The following is a 16373-nucleotide window of genomic DNA, read 5'->3' on the forward strand; positions in this document are numbered from 1 at the left end:
GGCCGGAGATGCTCAGATGATGCTCGACGATCTCCGGCAGACGCTGGACGAAGTGGGACATTGCATCTGGTCGCTCGATCTTCCGACCGGGCAGGTCACCCTCTCGCCGACCTGCGGCCGGCTCCTCGGCGTGCCCGCCGAGCGCCTCGCCACCTTCGCCGCCTTCCAGGCCCTGGTGCATCCGGATGACCGCCAGGCCCGCTCCGACGCGATCGGGCGCGCGCTGGGGGAGGGCGGCGGCTACGAGGTGGAGTTCCGCGTCGTGCGGCCGGAGGGCGGAATCCGCTGGCTGCGCTCGCGCGGGCAGGTCCGGCTCGGGCCCGACGGACGGCCCGCGCGCCACAGCGGCGTGATCCTCGGCATCGACGAGCAGAAGAAGGCCGAGGCCGACCTGCGCGCCCGCGAGGCGCACATGCAGTCGATCCTCGACACCGTGCCCGAGGCCATGGTCGTCACCGATGCGGACGGGCTCATCCACTCGTTCAGCACGGCCGCCGAACGCCTGTTCGGCTATCCGGCGGCGGAGATCGCCGGGTGCAACGTGAGCGTGCTGATGCCCGAGCCGATGCGCGGCGCGCATGCGGGCCACATCGAGCGCTACCGGCGCACGGGAGAGCGGCGCGTCATCGGCACCACCCGGGTCGTCACGGGCCGGCGGCGGGACGGCTCGACCTTCCCCGTGGAGATCACGCTCGGCGAGATGCGCTCGGGCGAGCAGGTCTTCGTCACCGGCTTCATCAACGACCTGACCCAGCATCAATGGACCCAGGCCCGGCTGCGGGAGCTGCAATCCGAACTCGTCCACATCTCGCGCCTCAGCGCGATGGGCGAAATGGCCTCGGCGCTCGCCCACGAGCTGAACCAGCCGCTCGGGGCCATCGCCAACTACACCAATGGCTGCCGCCGGCTGCTGGCGGACCCCGATCCCGAGGCCATCGCCCGGACGCGGGAGGGGCTCGACAAGACCGCGGAGCAGGCGCTGCGGGCCGGGCAGATCATCCGGCGCCTGCGCGAGTTCGTCTCCCGCGGCGAGACGGAGAAGCGGATCGAGCCGGTCACGCGGCTGATCGAGGAAGCCAGCGCCCTGGCCCTGGTCGGAGCCGGCGAGCAGGGCATCACCGCGCACTTCGCCCTGGACCCGCAGGTCAGCGCCGTGCTGGCCGACCGGGTGCAGGTGCAGCAGGTCCTGGTCAACCTGATCCGCAACGCCCGCGAGGCCATGCTGCAGAGCGCGCGGCGCGAGCTGACGGTCGAGACGCGGACCCTCGGCCCGGGGAGCGTGGAGATCGCGGTGTCGGATACCGGCCCCGGCATCGCCGAGGAGGTCGCGGACCGGCTGTTCCAGCCCTTCGTCACGACCAAGCCCGGCGGGATGGGCGTCGGCCTCTCGATCTGCCGGTCCATCGTCGAGGCGCATGGCGGCCGCCTGACGGTGGAGCGCAACCGCGCCGGGGGCGCGACCTTCCGGCTGACCCTGCCGACCGCGCGCGAGGGAGCGAGCCTCCATGCCGGCTAATCTCGTGCACGTGGTGGAGGACGATCCGGCGATGCGGGATTCCGTCGCCTTCCTGCTCGACACCTCCGGCTTCGAGGTCGCGCTCTACGAGGCCGGTACGGACCTGCTGGACCGGCTCGCGGCGCCCGCCGTGGGCTGCGTGCTCACCGACATCCGCATGCCCGGCCTCGACGGGCTGGAGCTGCTGCGCCACCTGCGCAGGGCCGGTCACACCCTGTCCGTGATCATGATGACGGGGCACGGCGACGTGCCGCTGGCGGTGGAGGCGATGAAGCTCGGCGCCTGCGACTTCATCGAGAAGCCGTTCGACGGCGACGCGCTGCTGCAGGCACTGCGCGCCGCGATGGAGCGCGGCGGCCCGGTCGCGGCGACCGACCCCGTCCTGCGGGCCTTCCTGCGCCGGGTGGCGACCCTGAGCGAGCGCGAGCGGCAGGTTCTCGACCAGCTGGTCGCGGGCGGCACCAGCAAGGAGATCGGCCGGGCGCTCGACATCAGCCCGCGCACCGTCGAGATCTACCGGGCCAAGCTCATGGCCAAGACCCAGGCCGGCTGCCTGCAGGAACTGGTGCGCTGGGCGGTGCTGGCCGGCCTCGTCTGAAACCGGAGGCGGCGGAACTCCGCACGGCGCCCAGGGCGGGGCGAAGCCGCGGGATCGCGCGCTAAAAAAACAACCCTACGTAGTTTATCTTACGCGCCCACCCGGACTGTCGGCGGCGGCGGCGGGCGACAGGTTCGCCCTTGTCCGGTCGGTGTCTCCGATCGGCGGGAGTGGAGACAAGGATGCCCGACGCGATTGGTCCGACGGCCTTCCCGGCGATGAAGGCCGCCCCCCGCGCACCGGCCGCGGAGCTCCACGGCGGCTGCCTCTTCGCGGATTGCCCGGACCTGCCCGGGACGCCCTTCGCCTATCTGCGCGAGGAGGAGGTGCACGGCGAGGGCGAGGCGGCCGAGTTCGTCTACAGGGTCCTCGACGGAGGGGTGCGCACCCACCGGGTGCTCAGCGACGGGCGCCGGCAGATCACGGGCTTCCACCTGCCGGGTGACCTGTTCGGGTTCGAGCAGGGCCGGACGCACCGGCACACCGCCGAGGCCCTGTGCGAGGTCCGGGTCCTGATCTTCAAGCGGCGGCAGATCGAGCGCGTCGCGGCCCAACGGGTCGATGTGGCCTGCCGGCTCTGGGGCGTGGCGACCGACAGCCTGCGCCTCGCGGAGGATCTCGTGCTGCTGCTCGGCCGGCGCTCGGCGCTGGAACGCGTGGCGGCCTTCCTCCTCGAGATCGACCGCCGCCTTGGCCGGCCCGGCCACTTCGACCTGCCGATGACCCGACGGGACATCGCCGACTATCTCGGGCTTACCCTCGAGACCGTCTCGCGGACGGTCTCGCAGCTGGAGAGCGAGCGGGCGCTGCTACGCTCCGGCACCCGGTCGGTCACGCTCCAGCGCGGGCGCCTGCAACGGTTGGTCGAGGCGTGATTCCCGTGTGATCCAGGCGCGAGCCGACGACCGGTCGGCCGGCGGCCCGGCATCAATGGGCGAGGAAGAGCGGCACCGGGCTGCTCGCCAGGAGCGATTGCGTCACGCCGCCGAGAAGCCATTCCTGCAGGCGCGAATGCCGGTAGGCGCCCATCACCAGCATGTCGGCGCGAAACAGGCCGGCCTGACCCCGCAGGGTCCGCGCGACGCCGCCCACGACCGGCAGGTTGTTCACGGAGACGTTCACGCCGTGGCGGGACAGGTGGGGCGCGAACTCGGCCCCGGCGGCGGAATCCGAGAGCTCCTTCTCCCCGACCACGGAGACGATCTCGACCGCCTCGGCCGCCCGGAGGAACGGCAGCGCGTCGTTGGCGGCCCGGGCCGCCTGGGCGCTGCCGTCCCAGGCCACCACGATCCGCCGAGCGGCGAAGCCGTCGCAGCCCGGCGGGACCACGAGGAGGGGGCGCCCGCTGCGGAACAGGATCCCCTCGATCAGATCGCGGTCGAGATCGACCTCCCGCGGCTCGGCATCCAGCACGGTCAGGTCGGCGAGGCGCGCCCGGGCGGTGAGCCGCGCCACGAGATTCGGATGGGAGAGGGCGGGGGCCTCGGTGGTGCAGGTCACCCCGGCCTGCGCCGCGTCCGCGGCGGCCCGCTCGGCCACCGCCCGCGCCACGGCGCCCAGGCGCCGGTTCTCCGCAGCGACGATGTCGTTGAGGACCCACCACCCCGATCCGCCCACCGCGGTCAGGCGGCGGGCGGCGGATTGCACGGTGAGGTGGGCGCCGGCCGCGCCCGCGAGGGAGAGCCCGTAGGCGAGGGCGTTGCGGGGCTCGTCGTCGTGGCCCTCCTCGGTGACGCTCACGAGGATGTCGCGAATTCCCGCAAGGCCGGCCTCAGGCATCGTCATTCCCGTCTCTCCCCCCATGTCCGGTCCACGGCCGGGAGAGTGCCGCAGCGGCCCGCGGACGCCTTGATCCAGCGCAAGCCGGACAACGGCGCTGCGTCTCCCGGCCCGACGCCGCGGCGCGGAACGCACGCCGTGACCGGGTGCTGAGGTCCGCGCGGCAAGCGTCGGCCTGGAGGGGCCTGCGGAAGCGATGGACGCCGCATCCGCCAATCGGCCATCCTGGACCGGACGAGGACGTGCGGCGCCGCGATCCGGCAATGGAAGGGCCTGAGCGGCCCTTCAGGACATAGGAGCTTGGGATGGAGCGACGCGGCTGGGCGACCTTCGCATGGCAGGCCGATTACGGGCAGTTCTACCTGATCGACGGTGAGGATGAGGCCTTTCTGGCGCCCGAGACGATCACGCCCGAGATGGAGACGCGCCGCGTCGTCGCTCCCGCGGCCGGCCTCGTGGTCTACACGGAAGGCTGCCTGCAACAGCACCTCCGCATCGCCCTCTACGATGCCGAGCCGGATCATCCGCCGGCCGAACCGATGAGCGGGAAGCCCTGGACGCAGGTCGAAACGATCCAGGCGCGCTTCCCCTCGCGACGCTTCACCCTCTCGAGCCCGTCGACGCCCTACCCGCTGCCCGGCGGGCCCCACTTCGTCGTCGAAACGGAAACGGTCACGGTCCGCGTCAGCTGGATGGAATTCCAGGGCAGCCGGGATGACAGCGTACCCGTCGAACCCGATGTCATCGAGATCGTGCTCTGGCCGAGCTGAGTTTTCGCGGGACGGGACACAGGAACGGCCGAAGGGCCGATGGCGGGACGGGAGGGACGGATGCGCGGAAGCTGCCTGTGCGGGCTGGTGCACTACGCGATCGACCGGCTCGATCTGCCGATCACCCACTGTCATTGCGTGACCTGCCGCAAGGCCCATGCGAGTGCCTACGCCACCACGGCGGGCGTCCTGCGCTCCCATTTCCGCTGGCTCGAAGGGGCCGACAGCCTGCGGGCCTTCGAGAGTTCCCCGGGAAAGATCCGCTGGTTCTGCGGGACCTGCGGAACACACCTCATCGCGGACCGCCCGGCGCAGCCGCACGTGCTCGTGCGGGTCGCGACCCTCGACGCCGATCCCGGCCAGCGGCCGGAACGGCACATCTGGACCGCGCACGCGGTGCCCTGGCTCGTCGACGACGAGGCGATACCGCACCATCCCGAATGGCCGCCGGGGCGCTGAAGGCGGGAGCACCCCGTGGAAGCGGCGGCAGCGCGCTCAAGGCCGGCAGGAAAGAAGCCCCGCCGCGGCCGGGCCGGGCCGGGCGGGGCCGTCAGTGGCCGGAGGTCCTTACTGGGCGCCGCCGTTGCCGCTCCCGCCGCTCGGCGCGGGCGCGCAGGGCCTTGTCGAGTTCCATCACCGGCAGGATCGAGAGGGCGAGGGCGGCCAGCAGCAGCCACAGGCCCGGCGAGATCGGCTCGATCTGCAGCACCTCGCGCAGGCCCGGGATGTAGGCGGCGGCGATGTGGAGGGCCTGCGCCGCCGCCACGGCCACGATCAGCCAGCGATTGTGGCGCAGGGGCACCCGGAACGCGGAGAGCGTCTCGGAGCGGCAGTTGAAGACGTGCACGTTCTCGAACAGCACCATGAGGAACAGGAGCCCGGTGCGGGCCGCCTCCTCGCTCCAGCCCTGCGCCAGCGCAAGGGCGAAGACGGCGTAGGCGACCGCGCCCGTATAGAGCCCCGAGACCGACGTCTCGCGCAGCATCAGCCGGTCGAAGATGGGCTCGTCCGGGCGCCGGGGCGGCCGCTCCAGCATCCCGGCCTCGCGCCGCTCGAAGGCCAGCGCCACGTCCTGGCCCCCGTTGGTGACGAGGTTCAGCCAGAGCAGCTGCACGGCGGTGAGCGGCACCGGCAGGCCGGTCGCCACCGCGAGCAGGAACAGCATGACCTCGGCCGCGCCCGTGCTGATGAGCAGGTAGATCACCTTGCGGATGTTGGCGTAGGCCGCGCGCCCCTCCTCGATGCCGGCCACCACGGAGGCGAAGTTGTCGTCGGTCAGCACGAGGTCGGCCGCGTCGCGGGCCACGTCGGTGCCGCCGCGCCCCATGGCGACGCCGAGATCGGCCCGCTTCAGGGCGGGGGCGTCGTTGACCCCGTCGCCGGTCATGGCCACGATGTGGCCGGCCGCCTGCAGCAGCTCGACGATCTCCACCTTCTGCGCCGGCTCGACCCGGGCGAACACGGCGGCCTCGGCAAGCCGCGCCTGCGCGGTCGGATCGCCCGCGGCGGCGCGCAGATCCCCGCCGGTGACCGCGCGGCCCTCCGCCCCGGCGATGCCGAGATCCCGGGCGATGGCGAGCGCCGTGGCCGCGTGGTCTCCGGTCACCATCTTCACGGCCACGCCCGCCCGGCGGCAGGCCACCACCGCCTCCTTCGCCTCGGGCCGGAGCGGATCGATGAAGCCGACGAGGCCGAGGAGGGTCAGGTCTGACAGCTCGGATTCGAGGTCGGCGGCGTGCGCGTGGGCCTGTCCGCTCACCGGCCGGGTCGCGATCGCCAGCACCTTGTAGCCCTGCGCCGCCATCCGCTCGGCGGCGGCGAGGGTGTCGGCAGCGGCGCAGCCGCGGCAGAGGGGCGCCAGGGCTTCGGCGGCCCCCTTCACGTGCAGGCGCAGGCCGTCGCCGTCCCGGTTGAGGCTCGCGGCGTAGCGGCGCTCGGCCGCGAATGGGATTTCGGCCAGCCGCGGACAGGCCGACCGCAGGGCCGCCGGGTCGAGGCCGTCGGCGCGGGCGCGTTCGAGCAGGGCGACGTCGACGCTGTCGCCGCTCCTGCCCGCCTCGCCCAGGGCGGGGTCGAAGGTCGCGTCGTTGCACAGCACGGCGGAGCGTTCGAGGGCGGCGAGCCCCTCGCCCGGGGACGCGGCGCCGTCGCGGGCGACCTCGCCCAGGCCCGGCAGCCAGACGCGCTGGGCGGTGAGGCGATTGAGCGTCAGGGTCCCGGTCTTGTCGGTCGCGACGACGGTGCAGGCGCCGAGCCCCTCCACGGCGGGGAGCTGGCGCACGATGACGTGCCGCCGGGCCATGCGGCGGCTGGCGATGGAGAGGGCGACGGTGACGGCGACCGGCAGGCCCTCGGGGATGACCGAGACGGCGAGCGCCACCGCGACGAAGAACGTCTCGCGCAGGGGCGTGCCCGCCGCGACCTGGATCGCCATCATCAGGCCGACGAGCCCGAGCGTGATCAGCCCCAGAACCCGGCTGAACCGGTCGAGGCGACGCATCAGCGGCGGCCGGGTGGCCGGCTCCGCCAGGGCCTCGGCGATCCGCCCGATCTCGGTGTCGCGCCCCGTGGCGACCACGAGACCCTCGCCGTGCCCGCGCCGCAGCGTCGTGCCGGCGTGCAGCATGCCGAGCCGGTCGCCCAGAGCCGTCCCCTCCGGCGTGACGGCCCCGGCCCGCTTGTCCACGGGCAGGGATTCGCCGGTCAGCGAGGCCTCGTCGGCCTGCACCTCGACCCCGGAGACCAGCCGCAGGTCGGCCGGGACGCGCTCGCCCGCCTCCACCAGCACGGTGTCGCCGGGCACGAGTTCGGCGCTGTCGATGCGCCGGACCGCACCGTCCCGCCGGGCGCGCACGGAGGCCTGGATGGCGCGCTTCAGGGCGGCGGCGCTGGCCTCGGCCCTGGCCTCCTGGGCCGTGCCGATGGCCGTATTGATGACGAGCACCAGCGCGATGAAGGCCGCGTCCTTGAGGTCGCCGAGCGCGGTGGCGACGACGGCCGCGGCCAGCAGGAGCAGGATCAGCGGGCTCGCGATCTGGGCCAGCACGATGCGCCCGAGCCCGCGCCGCGGCGGCTCCGGCAGGCGGTTCGGACCGTGGCGGCGCAGGCGTCGTGCCGCCTCTGCGCTCGTGAGGCCCTCCGCACCGCAGGCCAGCCGGCGGCGCACGGCCTCGATGTCGAGGGCGTGCCAGCCCGCGGGCGGGGCGCCGTCGGCGTCGGGCAAGAGCTGGGGCGAGGACTGGGGCTGAGGCAGAGGGGAGGACGGGCTCATGCCGCGAGGATGGAGCGCCCCCCGCGCCGCGCCATGATCCGGATCAAAGCCCCTCGGCGCCCTCGCGAAGCCCTTTCGAAGCCTTCTGGACGCCGGGCGCCCTCAGGCGAGCCGGCTGCGATGTTGCGCGAGGAGTTGGGCGATGGCGCAGGACAGGACCCGGGCCTCCTCCCCATCGGACCGGCTGGTCAGGACGATGGGCACCCGCGCGCCCAGGATCAGACCGGCGGCGTCGGCTCCGGCGAGGTAGATCAGCTGCTTGGCCAGCATGTTTCCCGAGACGAGATCGGGGGCGACGAGCACGTCCGCCTGGCCGGCCACGGGCGAGACGATGTGCTTGGTCGCCGCCGCCAGCCCGGACACGGCGTTGTCGAGGGCGAGCGGCCCGTCGACGATGCCGCCGGTGATCTGGCCGCGCTCGGCCATCTTGCACAGGGCGGCGGCGTCGAGGGTCGAGGCGATCCGGGGCGTGATGGTCTCGATGGCGGAGCGGACCGCGACCTTGGGCTCGGCCATGCCGAGGGCGTGGCACAGGTCGATCGCGTTCTGGACGATGTCGCGCTTGTCGTCGAGCGAGGGCGCGATGTTGACGCCCGTATCCGTCACGAAGAGCGGGCGGGGATGATGCGACACGTCGAGCGCGTAGACGTGGCTCATGCGCCGCTCCGTCCTCAGGCCCGTCCCCTTGCGCAGGGCAGCAGCCATCACCTCCCCGGTATGGAGCGCGCCCTTCATCAGGGCCGCGACCTCGCAGGCGGCGGCGAGCGCCACCGCCGCCTCGGCCGCCGCGTGGCTGTGGGGCGCATCGACGATCTCGATCCCGTCGAGGCCGACCCCGACCGATCCCGCCACCGCCCGGATCTTGCCCTCGGGCCCCACCAGCACCGGTTCGATCAGGCCCGCCTCCCAGGCCTTGATCGCCCCGACGAAGGAGACGGCGTCGCAAGGATGGATCACGGCCATGCGGATCGGGTCGAGCCCCTGACCGCGCTCCGCGACGAGGCCGACGAGGGGGCGGCGGATGCCTGCGAGCGCGGTGGAGGCGGGCCGGGTCATGACGGGCTCCGGGTGCGTGTCTCCCGCGATGCTGTCCTGTCCCGGAGGCGGCGGCGTTGATCCACCGCAACCCCGGGGCGGCATCGCTCTCGGAAGCCTGTGGCTCCGGGCAAGGCGCGGACCCTTGAGGTGGATCAAGGCGCTCCGGGGGCGTCGCGGCAGGATGGATCCCGTCGGCCGGGTCGGCCGGGTCGGGCGCGCCGGACGATCCCGGGGCGGCGCATCCCCGCGGGTCCGGGCGCGGCGCCGCGTGCCGGCGCCCCGCATCCCCGATCGAACCGAGGAGACGGGCGATGGACGACATCACCGTGCGCCGGCACGTGCTCGCCGAATTGCGGAACGCGCCCCTGATCGATGCGGAGCGGATCGGCGTGAGCGTCGAGGACGGTGTCGTGACGCTGACGGGCGATGTCCGGAACTTCGCCGAGAAATGCATCGCCGAGCGCGTCGCCTTCCGGGTCCGCGGCGTGCGCACCGTGCTCGGGCAGATCGAGGTCCGCTACCCGGAGGCGCCCGAGATCGGCAACGAGGCGCTGGCCTTGCGGGCCGGACGCGCGCTGTCCGGCCTCGTCGGAAATCCCGCCAGCGGAACGAGGCGCGCGACCGGGCTCGGGAGGCCGGCATGACACTCTCCAACATCGTCGTCTCGCTCGACCTCGGGGACGCGGCGGCCGACCGTGTCCGGCTGGCCGCCGCCCTCGCCGAGCGGTTCGGGGCGACGCTGACGGGCGTGGCCGCGCGCGAGATCCTGGCGCCGGTGCTCGCCGACGACGGCCTGGCGATCGAGCGGATCTTCGAGGAGGAGGAGGGCCTGGCCCGCGAGCAGATCGCGCAGGCCGGGACCCTGTTCGAACGGGCGGCGGGCGCGGCGCCGAGGACGGACTGGCAAGCGGCGCTGGCCGCGCCGCTGACCTTCCTCGTCGAGCGGGCGCGCGGGGCCGACCTCGTGGTCGTCGGCCGCCAGGGGCCGGCGGACGGCGATCCGGGCCTGCTGGCCGTGCCCTCGGGCGCCCTTCTGATGGCGGTCGGCCGGCCGGTGCTCGTGGCCCCGCCGGGCCTCGCGCACCTCTCGGGCAAGCGGATCGTCGTAGCCTGGAAGGAGACGCGCGAGGCGCGCCGGGCCGTGCACGACGCCCTGCCGTTCCTGACCCGGGCCGAGCGGGCCTTCGTGGTGGCCGTCGGGCCGGACGCGCGCCACGAGGGCGCCGAGGGCACGGCCGCCTATCTGGTGGGGCATGGCTGCGAGGCCACCACGCACCTGCTGGCGCGCCCGGCCCTCGGCCCCGCCGACGCCCTGTTGCGCTTCGCCGAGCGCGAGGGGGCGGACCTGATCGTGATGGGCGCCTACGGCCACGGCCGACTGCGCGAGTGGATCTTCGGCGGCGTCACGAGCGAGATGCTGCGCACGACCTCCGTCTGCTGCCTGATGAGCCATTGAGACCGTTTCCGGATATTCGCTTCGGATTTGGCCCGCTTTCGTCATCGCGCGCGTCAGCGACGCAATGACGGACAGAGGCCGAACGGATCGGCCGGAAGCCGTACGGGCGTAGGACGGCTCTGCGCGCGCGAGCAATCCGGCCGGGGGAGCGGGGAAACATGCGGACATCCCGTCCGCGGCGGTTGTTCAGAATGCGGCCACGAAGCGAGTCGAGGGACAGCGCTCAGGTCGAACGGGCTCTCAGTGGCTCATCAGGCAGCAGATCGGCGCCCCGGCCTGCAGGTCGCGGGTGACGCCGCCGAAGGCCCATTCGCGCAGGCGGGTGTGGCCGTAGGCGCCCGTGACGACGAGGTCGGCCCCGTGCTCGGCGGCCGCCTCGACCAGCACCGTCCCGACCCGCGCGCCGCCGCTCTCCCGCTGCAGGGCGGTGACGGGGACCGCGTGGGCCTCCAGGAAGCCCACGACGTCCCGCACCTGCGCCGCCCCGTCGCCCTCGTCGACGGAGAGGACGACGACCTGCGCCGCCCGCTTGAGGAAGGGCAGGGCGTCGCGAACGGCCCGGCGCGCCTCCCGGGTGTTCTTCCAACCCACCACGACGTGGCGCGCGTCGCAATGATCGACCTCCGGGGGCACGACGAGGACGGGCCGGCCCAGATGCATCACGGCGTCGCCCGGATCGACCGCGAAGAGCCCGGCGCCGGCCTCGTCCTTGCTCCCGACCACGACGAGGTCGGCCGCGGCGGCCTGGGCGATCAGGAAGGGCAGGGGGAATTCGAGGTTCGAGCGCCACTCGACCCGCGCGCGCGGCCCGGCCGCCTCCTCGAAGGCCGCGTGCGCCCGCTTGAGATCCTGCAGCACGGCCTCGCTCGAGGCCGACAGGGCGAAGGCGCTGCCGGGCGTCGGGCCCACCGGCGGGACCGCGTAGGCCGGCGTCTCGGCGGCCACGCCGATGAGACGCGCCTGGAAGGCGTCGGCGAGGTGGCCGCTCAGCCGCACGCGGTGGCGCACCTGCGGGCCGAGATCGACGGCCACCATGATGCTGGCGAAGGTCATGGCACATCTCCGATCCTGGAGCGGGCCGGCGCCGTGCCCGATCCGCTCGGATCGGCTTCCCCCCGGCCCTCGTTTCGATGCGCTCCGGCCGCACGGCGGCGACCGGGGCCGGTCGTGAGACGCCTCAGGAGGCCTTGATCTCGATGCGCTTGGCCTCGGTGGGCTTCATCGCGGCCATGGGCAGCTTCACGGTCAGGACGCCCTTGTCGATGCTTGCCTCGATGTCTTCCGCCTTGATGCCCGCGGGCAGTTCCAGGCTGCGCACGAAGGCGCCGTAGGAGCGCTCGATGATCTTGCGGGAATCCTTGGACAGGTTCTCCTGCCGCTTCTCGCCGCTGATGATGAGCGTGTCGTCGGCCAGCTCGATCTTGACGTCGTCGCGGGTGAGGCCGGGCAGTTCGGCCGTCACCTCGAGATGTCCGTCCTTCTCGACCACGTCCATGCGCGGCACGGCCATGTCCTGCAGGAGTTGCGGCAGGCCGGAGCGGAGATCGCCGAAGATCGCGTCGGCCCCGCGCTGCAGGGGGAGCATCACGGACCGGCCGTTGGCCGACGTTCCGTTGAAACGGTCGCCGAGGGTGAGGAGAGATCTGAGATTCATGGACCGACTCCCGTCAGGCGGCTCAGCCCGAGCCGCCCGACGATCCTTAGGGCCGGGACGCCAACCGAGCGTTGAGCTGGATCAAGGGCGCGCGGCCACTGCTCCCGACCACGGATCGAGCGTCAGTGCAGCGTATTCGATGATGTTCATCCGGGGAGAGAGGGCCGGAACATTGCCGATTTCGCCAAGGTTTCGGCGTCACACGCCCGCGCCGCAGATGAAAACCGGGGCTCGGGAGTCGTTGTCCGGACCGGGAGACCCGAACCCATGCATCGCCGTGACTTTCTGACGACCCTGCTGACCGCGACGGCGGCGCTGGCCGTCACCCGCACCGCCCTGGCCCAGCCGGCGCCGGGCGGCACCGTTCCGACGCCCGTCTACCTCGCCATGGCGACGAAGGGCGGCCTGTTCCTCGAGAACACGGCCCGCGACGCCCACGCCAAGACCCGCAATCCGCGGGTGAAGGCGTTCAGCCGGGCCGAGGTCACGGAGCAGGTCGACGTCGCGCGCAAGCTCGACCCCTATCTCGGCGCGGCCGGACCGATGGCGGCCGGGGCGCCTCCCGGACCGGGCGGGCTCGTCGGCGGCCTGGTGGCCGCGCCGCTCGCCGTCGCGGGAGCGACCGCGGGGGCCGTGGGAGGCGTGGTCGGCGGCGTGCTCGGCGCGCCTCCGCCCGGCGGCATGACCACGGACGAGCAGAAGGCGCAGATCCTCTCGCGGCTCTCCGGCATGCCGGGCGGCCCCGAATACGACGCCATGTTCGTCAACGCCTCGCTCCAGGGACACCAGGAGGCGCTCGCCATCCACGGCTCCTACGCGCAGGCCGGCGAGGACCCCGGGCTGCGCCGCATCGCGGCGAGCACGATCCCACTGATCCGGCGGCACATCGCGCAGCTTTCGCGGATGCAGGCGACGATGGGCGCCGGCCGCGAGGGCTGAGCCCGCGCGGGAGCGACCGGCCGGGCTGCGGGCCTTCAGAGGCCCGTCGCCCGGCGCGCGTTACGCTCCGGATGCTGCTCCGGCAGCATCCGGTCGAGCAGGCCGTCCCGGCGGATCGCGACGTGCCACGCCGTGCCGGCGATGTGCAGCAACACCAGGGCGTAGACCGCCCATTGCCCGGCCAGATGCATCGATTGGAAGAGGGTGCGCAGCCCCTCGTTCTTCTCGAAGCCGGGGATGGGGAAGAGGTAGAAGAACTGCGTCGTGCTGCCGTTGAAGGCGCTGAGCAGGAAGCCGCTCACCGGCATGAGCAGGAACACCGCGTAGAGCAGCCAATGATTGACCCGTCCGATCAAGGCGAGCCCCGCCGGCACGTTCGCCTCCGGCGGGGGCGGGTTGAAGGCGCGCCACAGCAGGCGCGCCACCACCAGCGCGAAGATCGTGATCCCGACCGACTTGTGGAACTGGAACAGGACCGGCTTGGCCGCCGCGTCCCGGGCGAGGCTCGTGGCCACCCAGGCCAGCGGCAGCACGGCGAGGACGAGGGCCGAGGTCAGCCAGTGCAGCGCCTGCGCCGTGCGGGTGTAGCGCGGCAGGGCGGAGGCCGGAGCGGCTCCGGGGGCGATGGTCGTGGCCATGTCGGACGTCTCCCGTCGGTTCAGGAGACTCAGCTAGTACAAGGCTTGGTTGCTTCGACCTTGCGCGAGATCACATTTTGCAACGCGTCACCGCGGACGGAGCGGCGCGGACGATCCGTCTGCGCCGTGGCGCCGGGCAAGACCGGGCAAGACGGACCGGGCAAGACGCACCGGCCGATCTGATGGCGCCGCTCAGATCGCCGCGGCCGGGTCGCGGTCCTCGGCGTCGTCGGCCGGGGGCGTGCGGTCGCGGCGAGGGCGTCGCTCCATCAGGGCACGGCCCAGCGCGCGCAGCGGCGCCGTGAGGCGGCGGGCGTCGTCGGCGCGCTCCATGAACGTCTCGCCGCGGCGGATCTCGCGGTCGAGCGTGGCCATGGTCCGGGCGAGCGCCGGATCCTCGTCCTCCAGCCAGACCTCGACGGTGCGGGCAAAGGCGATCACCGTGCCCTGGATCTTGATCCGGCCGAGCGGTCCCTCCGTGTCGATGCCGGCCGCCGCCAGCATGTAGCGGTGGGAATTGAGGGCGACGCCGTTGAGCGCCAGCATCGACAGGGGATCGCCGCGCAGGGCGAAGGCGATGCGCCGCAGGGCCGGCTTGTAGGGCGTCATCGCGTCGAGGCGGCGCATCAGCACGTCGAACAGGCGCTCCCGGGCCGGCTCGTCGGCAAGGTCGCTGCTGTCGGCCTCCAGCACGGCGCGGTCGATGATCCGCGACAGGCCGCCGAGCACGGCGCCCTTGGACGGAAACAGCTCGCGCAGTTCGGCGAGGCTCAGGCCCGCCTCCCGGGCGATGTCGCCGACCTCGATGTCGTTCCAGGGCTGCTCGGCGGCCAGCCGCATCAGCGCTTCGACCGCGGCCTCGCGCGGGTTGGGCTTGCCCTTGGCTGCGGTCGAAGAGGCGGACTTGCCCGCACCAGACTTGCCCGCGTCGGACTTTACCGGGCCGGACTTTACCGACTCATTCTTGGCCGCGTCGGACTTGCCGGTGTCGGACTTGCCGCCGGATGTGGGCTCGGGGGCCGCTTCCATGATCCGTGCTCCGTGTTCGCTTCCCCTCTCATGTAGGGGCCGGGCGGCGGGCTTGAACCCGCGGCCGATCGCATCGCTCCGCGGAGCGGCGCCGCGCGGGCTCAGCCGGACAGTTCGCCCGCCCGGCGCCGGGCCGCCGCGACGGCCTCGCGCATCAGGCCGGGCAGGGCGCCTTCGCGCATCAGCACGTCGAGCGCCGCCGCCGTGGTGCCGCCCGGCGAGGTGACGTCACGGCGCAGCTGCCCGGCCTCGCGGGCATCGGCGTCGAGCAGGGCGCCGGCCCCCGCCACGGTGGCGCGGGCGAGCTGCGCGGACAGCGCCGGCGGCAGACCCGCCGCCACGCCCGCCTCGGCCAGCGCCTCGGCCAGCAGGAACACGTAGGCCGGCCCCGAGCCCGAGACCGCGGTCACCGCATCGATCAAGGCCTCGTCCTCGAGCCAGGCGACGAGGCCGGATCTGGCCAGCAGCGCCTGCGCGCCGGCCCGCGCGGACGCACCGACCTCGGCGCTGCCGACGGCGCCCGTCGCGCCCCGGCCGATGCTGGCGGGCAGGTTGGGCATGGCGCGCACCACCGCGCGGGCGCCCGGCAGGCGGCGCTTGAGGTCGGCGATGGTCTTGCCGGCGAGTATCGAGACGACGAGGGTGTCCGGGCCGATCCAGGCGCCCAGCGCGGCGGCCGCCTCGTCCAGCGCCTGCGGCTTGATGCCGAGCACCAGCGCTCCGGCCGGGCCCGCCGTCCCGGGATTGAGGCGCAGGCCCCGCTCGGCGCAGAGCGCGGCGATCTCGGGGGAGGGGTGCGGATCGACGATGCTCACCGCGGCGGGATCGAGCCCGCCCGCGAGCCAGCCCCGCAGCAGGGCCGAGCCCATCTTGCCGGCGCCGGCCAGCACCAGGGGCGTGGGGAAGGCGGCCTCGGGGCCGGGCGGGGCGGGATCCTGGATCATGGCCCCTCGATCCCATCGCGGGGGGCCCGGATCAAGAGCTTATCGAGGGCTCTTGAAACCCGGGCCGCGACGATCCCGGACTGGGATCAGGCCTCGCCCTCGGTCTCGAACAGCACCGCGTCCAGGGCCTCGCGGGCGCTCCGGCCGGCCCAAAGTACGAACTGGAACGCCTGGAAGTAGCGCTCGCAGGCATCGGTGGCCGTCTTCATCATCATGGCGCACTGCCCCTGCGTCGGAGCGATGCCGTCGGTGAGCAGGAGCGAGTGGCGGAACATCACCACGCTGTCGGACGACCACAGGTCGAAATGGCCGATCCAGAGCTGCTCGTTGACGAGGGAGACGAGCCGCAGGATCTCGGCCCGGCGCCGCTCCGGCACCTTCAAATCGAAGGCGGCGGCCACGTGCAGCGCCTCGACCTCCTCGATCCAGGTGAAGGCGACGTGGTACTCGGCCCAGCGCCCCGCCACCGAGACGGACATCTCGTCCGTCTCGATCCGGTCGAAGATCCAGTCGCGTAGCGAGGCGAGGCGCTCGACGACGTCGATGGGGTGCTCGGGCCGGTCGGTGTCTTCGATGAGGCTGAGCTGGGTCATGGCGATCCAAGTTGTCGGTCCGGTCGAGCGCATCGATCGGGCCGGCGGGCAAAGCAGGGCCGTGACGGAGTTTGAGGCAAACCCCGTCGAACTCCGTCCTGCGGAGGGCTTCCATCAGATTTCACGGGCCCGGAGTTCGGTTCCACCT

Annotated in this window: 16 protein-coding genes and 1 pseudogene; 8 read left to right on the forward strand and 9 right to left on the reverse strand. The window is 73.1% G+C overall.

Annotation, left to right across the window (positions count from 1 at the left end; genetic code table 11):
* Positions 1–16 precede the first annotated feature (16 nt).
* From BY998_RS12655 to BY998_RS12665, 3 genes are all read left to right on the forward strand, one after another.
* A complete protein-coding gene (locus BY998_RS12655; RefSeq protein ID WP_110352029.1) occupies positions 17–1516 on the forward strand; it encodes a PAS domain S-box protein in 1500 nt (499 codons plus the stop codon).
* Positions 1506–2114 carry a response regulator FixJ gene (gene fixJ / locus BY998_RS12660; RefSeq protein WP_110351970.1) on the forward strand — a complete coding sequence of 203 codons (609 nt, stop codon included), beginning with the start codon at positions 1506–1508 and terminating at the stop codon, positions 2112–2114. The genes BY998_RS12655 and fixJ overlap by 11 nt, the downstream gene beginning before the upstream one ends.
* 218 nt (positions 2115–2332) lie before the next feature.
* Entirely contained in the window at positions 2333–2989 is a 657-nt protein-coding gene (locus tag BY998_RS12665; RefSeq protein WP_110352030.1) for a helix-turn-helix domain-containing protein, read from the forward strand.
* 52 nt (positions 2990–3041) lie between these two features.
* Here the strand turns inward: BY998_RS12665 and BY998_RS12670 are convergent, their stop codons facing one another.
* Positions 3042–3899 (reverse strand): universal stress protein, encoded by an 858-nt coding sequence (locus BY998_RS12670; protein ID WP_181425509.1) that lies wholly within the window; start codon positions 3897–3899, stop codon positions 3042–3044.
* Between the two features lie 299 nt (positions 3900–4198).
* Between BY998_RS12670 and BY998_RS12675 the strand changes: the two genes are divergently transcribed.
* Complete coding sequence (locus BY998_RS12675; protein WP_110351971.1) at positions 4199–4663, forward strand: hypothetical protein; 465 nt, start codon at positions 4199–4201, stop codon at positions 4661–4663.
* Between the two features lie 60 nt (positions 4664–4723).
* On the forward strand, positions 4724–5122 hold the full coding sequence (locus tag BY998_RS12680) for a GFA family protein (RefSeq protein ID WP_110351972.1): 399 nt from the start codon (positions 4724–4726) through the stop codon (positions 5120–5122).
* A 91-nt stretch (positions 5123–5213) separates the two neighbouring features.
* Here the strand turns inward: BY998_RS12680 and BY998_RS12685 are convergent, their stop codons facing one another.
* Together BY998_RS12685 and BY998_RS12690 are read right to left on the reverse strand one after the other, a co-directional pair.
* Positions 5214–7934 (reverse strand): HAD-IC family P-type ATPase, encoded by a 2721-nt coding sequence (locus BY998_RS12685; RefSeq protein ID WP_110351973.1) that lies wholly within the window; start codon positions 7932–7934, stop codon positions 5214–5216.
* 102 nt (positions 7935–8036) lie between these two features.
* Positions 8037–8918 (reverse strand): annotated as a pseudogene (locus BY998_RS12690) (bifunctional enoyl-CoA hydratase/phosphate acetyltransferase); the annotation flags it as partial.
* A gap of 365 nt (positions 8919–9283) precedes the next feature.
* Here BY998_RS12690 and BY998_RS12695 point away from each other — a divergent pair.
* On the forward strand, positions 9284–9616 hold the full coding sequence (locus BY998_RS12695) for a BON domain-containing protein (RefSeq protein WP_110351975.1): 333 nt from the start codon (positions 9284–9286) through the stop codon (positions 9614–9616).
* The gene (locus BY998_RS12700; protein ID WP_110351976.1) at positions 9613–10428 is read left to right on the forward strand and encodes a universal stress protein; all 816 of its coding nucleotides are present in this window, start codon (positions 9613–9615) and stop codon (positions 10426–10428) included. The genes BY998_RS12695 and BY998_RS12700 overlap by 4 nt, the downstream gene beginning before the upstream one ends.
* A gap of 240 nt (positions 10429–10668) precedes the next feature.
* On the opposite strand, the gene BY998_RS12705 is transcribed toward BY998_RS12700, so the two are convergent.
* Positions 10669–11481, reverse strand: a complete 813-nt coding sequence (locus tag BY998_RS12705; protein WP_110351977.1) for a universal stress protein — start codon at positions 11479–11481, stop codon at positions 10669–10671.
* Between the two features lie 124 nt (positions 11482–11605).
* Positions 11606–12082: an Hsp20/alpha crystallin family protein gene (locus BY998_RS12710; RefSeq protein ID WP_110351978.1), complete on the reverse strand. Its 477-nt coding sequence runs from the start codon at positions 12080–12082 to the stop codon at positions 11606–11608.
* 267 nt (positions 12083–12349) lie between these two features.
* Between BY998_RS12710 and BY998_RS12715 the strand changes: the two genes are divergently transcribed.
* The gene (locus BY998_RS12715) at positions 12350–13021 is read left to right on the forward strand and encodes a DUF4142 domain-containing protein (RefSeq protein WP_110351979.1); all 672 of its coding nucleotides are present in this window, start codon (positions 12350–12352) and stop codon (positions 13019–13021) included.
* Between the two features lie 35 nt (positions 13022–13056).
* Here the strand turns inward: BY998_RS12715 and BY998_RS12720 are convergent, their stop codons facing one another.
* From BY998_RS12720 to BY998_RS12735, 4 genes are all read right to left on the reverse strand, one after another.
* Entirely contained in the window at positions 13057–13659 is a 603-nt protein-coding gene (locus tag BY998_RS12720) for a cytochrome b (RefSeq protein ID WP_110351980.1), read from the reverse strand.
* A 192-nt stretch (positions 13660–13851) separates the two neighbouring features.
* Positions 13852–14688: a TetR/AcrR family transcriptional regulator gene (locus BY998_RS12725; protein WP_110351981.1), complete on the reverse strand. Its 837-nt coding sequence runs from the start codon at positions 14686–14688 to the stop codon at positions 13852–13854.
* Positions 14689–14789: 101 nt separating this feature from the next.
* Positions 14790–15632, reverse strand: coding sequence for a pyrroline-5-carboxylate reductase (gene proC / locus BY998_RS12730; RefSeq protein WP_110351982.1), 843 nt, complete (start codon positions 15630–15632; stop codon positions 14790–14792).
* Between the two features lie 86 nt (positions 15633–15718).
* Complete coding sequence (locus tag BY998_RS12735; RefSeq protein ID WP_110351983.1) at positions 15719–16225, reverse strand: YbjN domain-containing protein; 507 nt, start codon at positions 16223–16225, stop codon at positions 15719–15721.
* Positions 16226–16373 lie beyond the last annotated feature (148 nt).

The organism is Methylobacterium sp. B4, from assembly GCF_003201865.1.
In the GTDB taxonomy this organism is placed as follows: domain Bacteria; phylum Pseudomonadota; class Alphaproteobacteria; order Rhizobiales; family Beijerinckiaceae; genus Methylobacterium.

Excerpts from the sequence above, each read along its gene's own strand:
- BY998_RS12655 (WP_110352029.1), top strand. The coding sequence starts at position 17 with ATGATGCTCGACGATCTCCGGCAGACGCTGGACGAAGTGGGACATTGC.
- fixJ (WP_110351970.1), top strand. The coding sequence starts at position 1,506 with ATGCCGGCTAATCTCGTGCACGTGGTGGAGGACGATCCGGCGATGCGG.
- BY998_RS12665 (WP_110352030.1), top strand. The coding sequence starts at position 2,333 with ATGAAGGCCGCCCCCCGCGCACCGGCCGCGGAGCTCCACGGCGGCTGC.
- BY998_RS12670 (WP_181425509.1), bottom strand. The coding sequence starts at position 3,899 with ATGACGATGCCTGAGGCCGGCCTTGCGGGAATTCGCGACATCCTCGTG.
- BY998_RS12675 (WP_110351971.1), top strand. The coding sequence starts at position 4,199 with ATGGAGCGACGCGGCTGGGCGACCTTCGCATGGCAGGCCGATTACGGG.
- BY998_RS12680 (WP_110351972.1), top strand. The coding sequence starts at position 4,724 with ATGCGCGGAAGCTGCCTGTGCGGGCTGGTGCACTACGCGATCGACCGG.
- BY998_RS12685 (WP_110351973.1), bottom strand. The coding sequence starts at position 7,934 with ATGAGCCCGTCCTCCCCTCTGCCTCAGCCCCAGTCCTCGCCCCAGCTC.
- BY998_RS12695 (WP_110351975.1), top strand. The coding sequence starts at position 9,284 with ATGGACGACATCACCGTGCGCCGGCACGTGCTCGCCGAATTGCGGAAC.
- BY998_RS12700 (WP_110351976.1), top strand. The coding sequence starts at position 9,613 with ATGACACTCTCCAACATCGTCGTCTCGCTCGACCTCGGGGACGCGGCG.
- BY998_RS12705 (WP_110351977.1), bottom strand. The coding sequence starts at position 11,481 with ATGACCTTCGCCAGCATCATGGTGGCCGTCGATCTCGGCCCGCAGGTG.
- BY998_RS12710 (WP_110351978.1), bottom strand. The coding sequence starts at position 12,082 with ATGAATCTCAGATCTCTCCTCACCCTCGGCGACCGTTTCAACGGAACG.
- BY998_RS12715 (WP_110351979.1), top strand. The coding sequence starts at position 12,350 with ATGCATCGCCGTGACTTTCTGACGACCCTGCTGACCGCGACGGCGGCG.
- BY998_RS12720 (WP_110351980.1), bottom strand. The coding sequence starts at position 13,659 with ATGGCCACGACCATCGCCCCCGGAGCCGCTCCGGCCTCCGCCCTGCCG.
- BY998_RS12725 (WP_110351981.1), bottom strand. The coding sequence starts at position 14,688 with ATGGAAGCGGCCCCCGAGCCCACATCCGGCGGCAAGTCCGACACCGGC.
- proC (WP_110351982.1), bottom strand. The coding sequence starts at position 15,632 with ATGATCCAGGATCCCGCCCCGCCCGGCCCCGAGGCCGCCTTCCCCACG.
- BY998_RS12735 (WP_110351983.1), bottom strand. The coding sequence starts at position 16,225 with ATGACCCAGCTCAGCCTCATCGAAGACACCGACCGGCCCGAGCACCCC.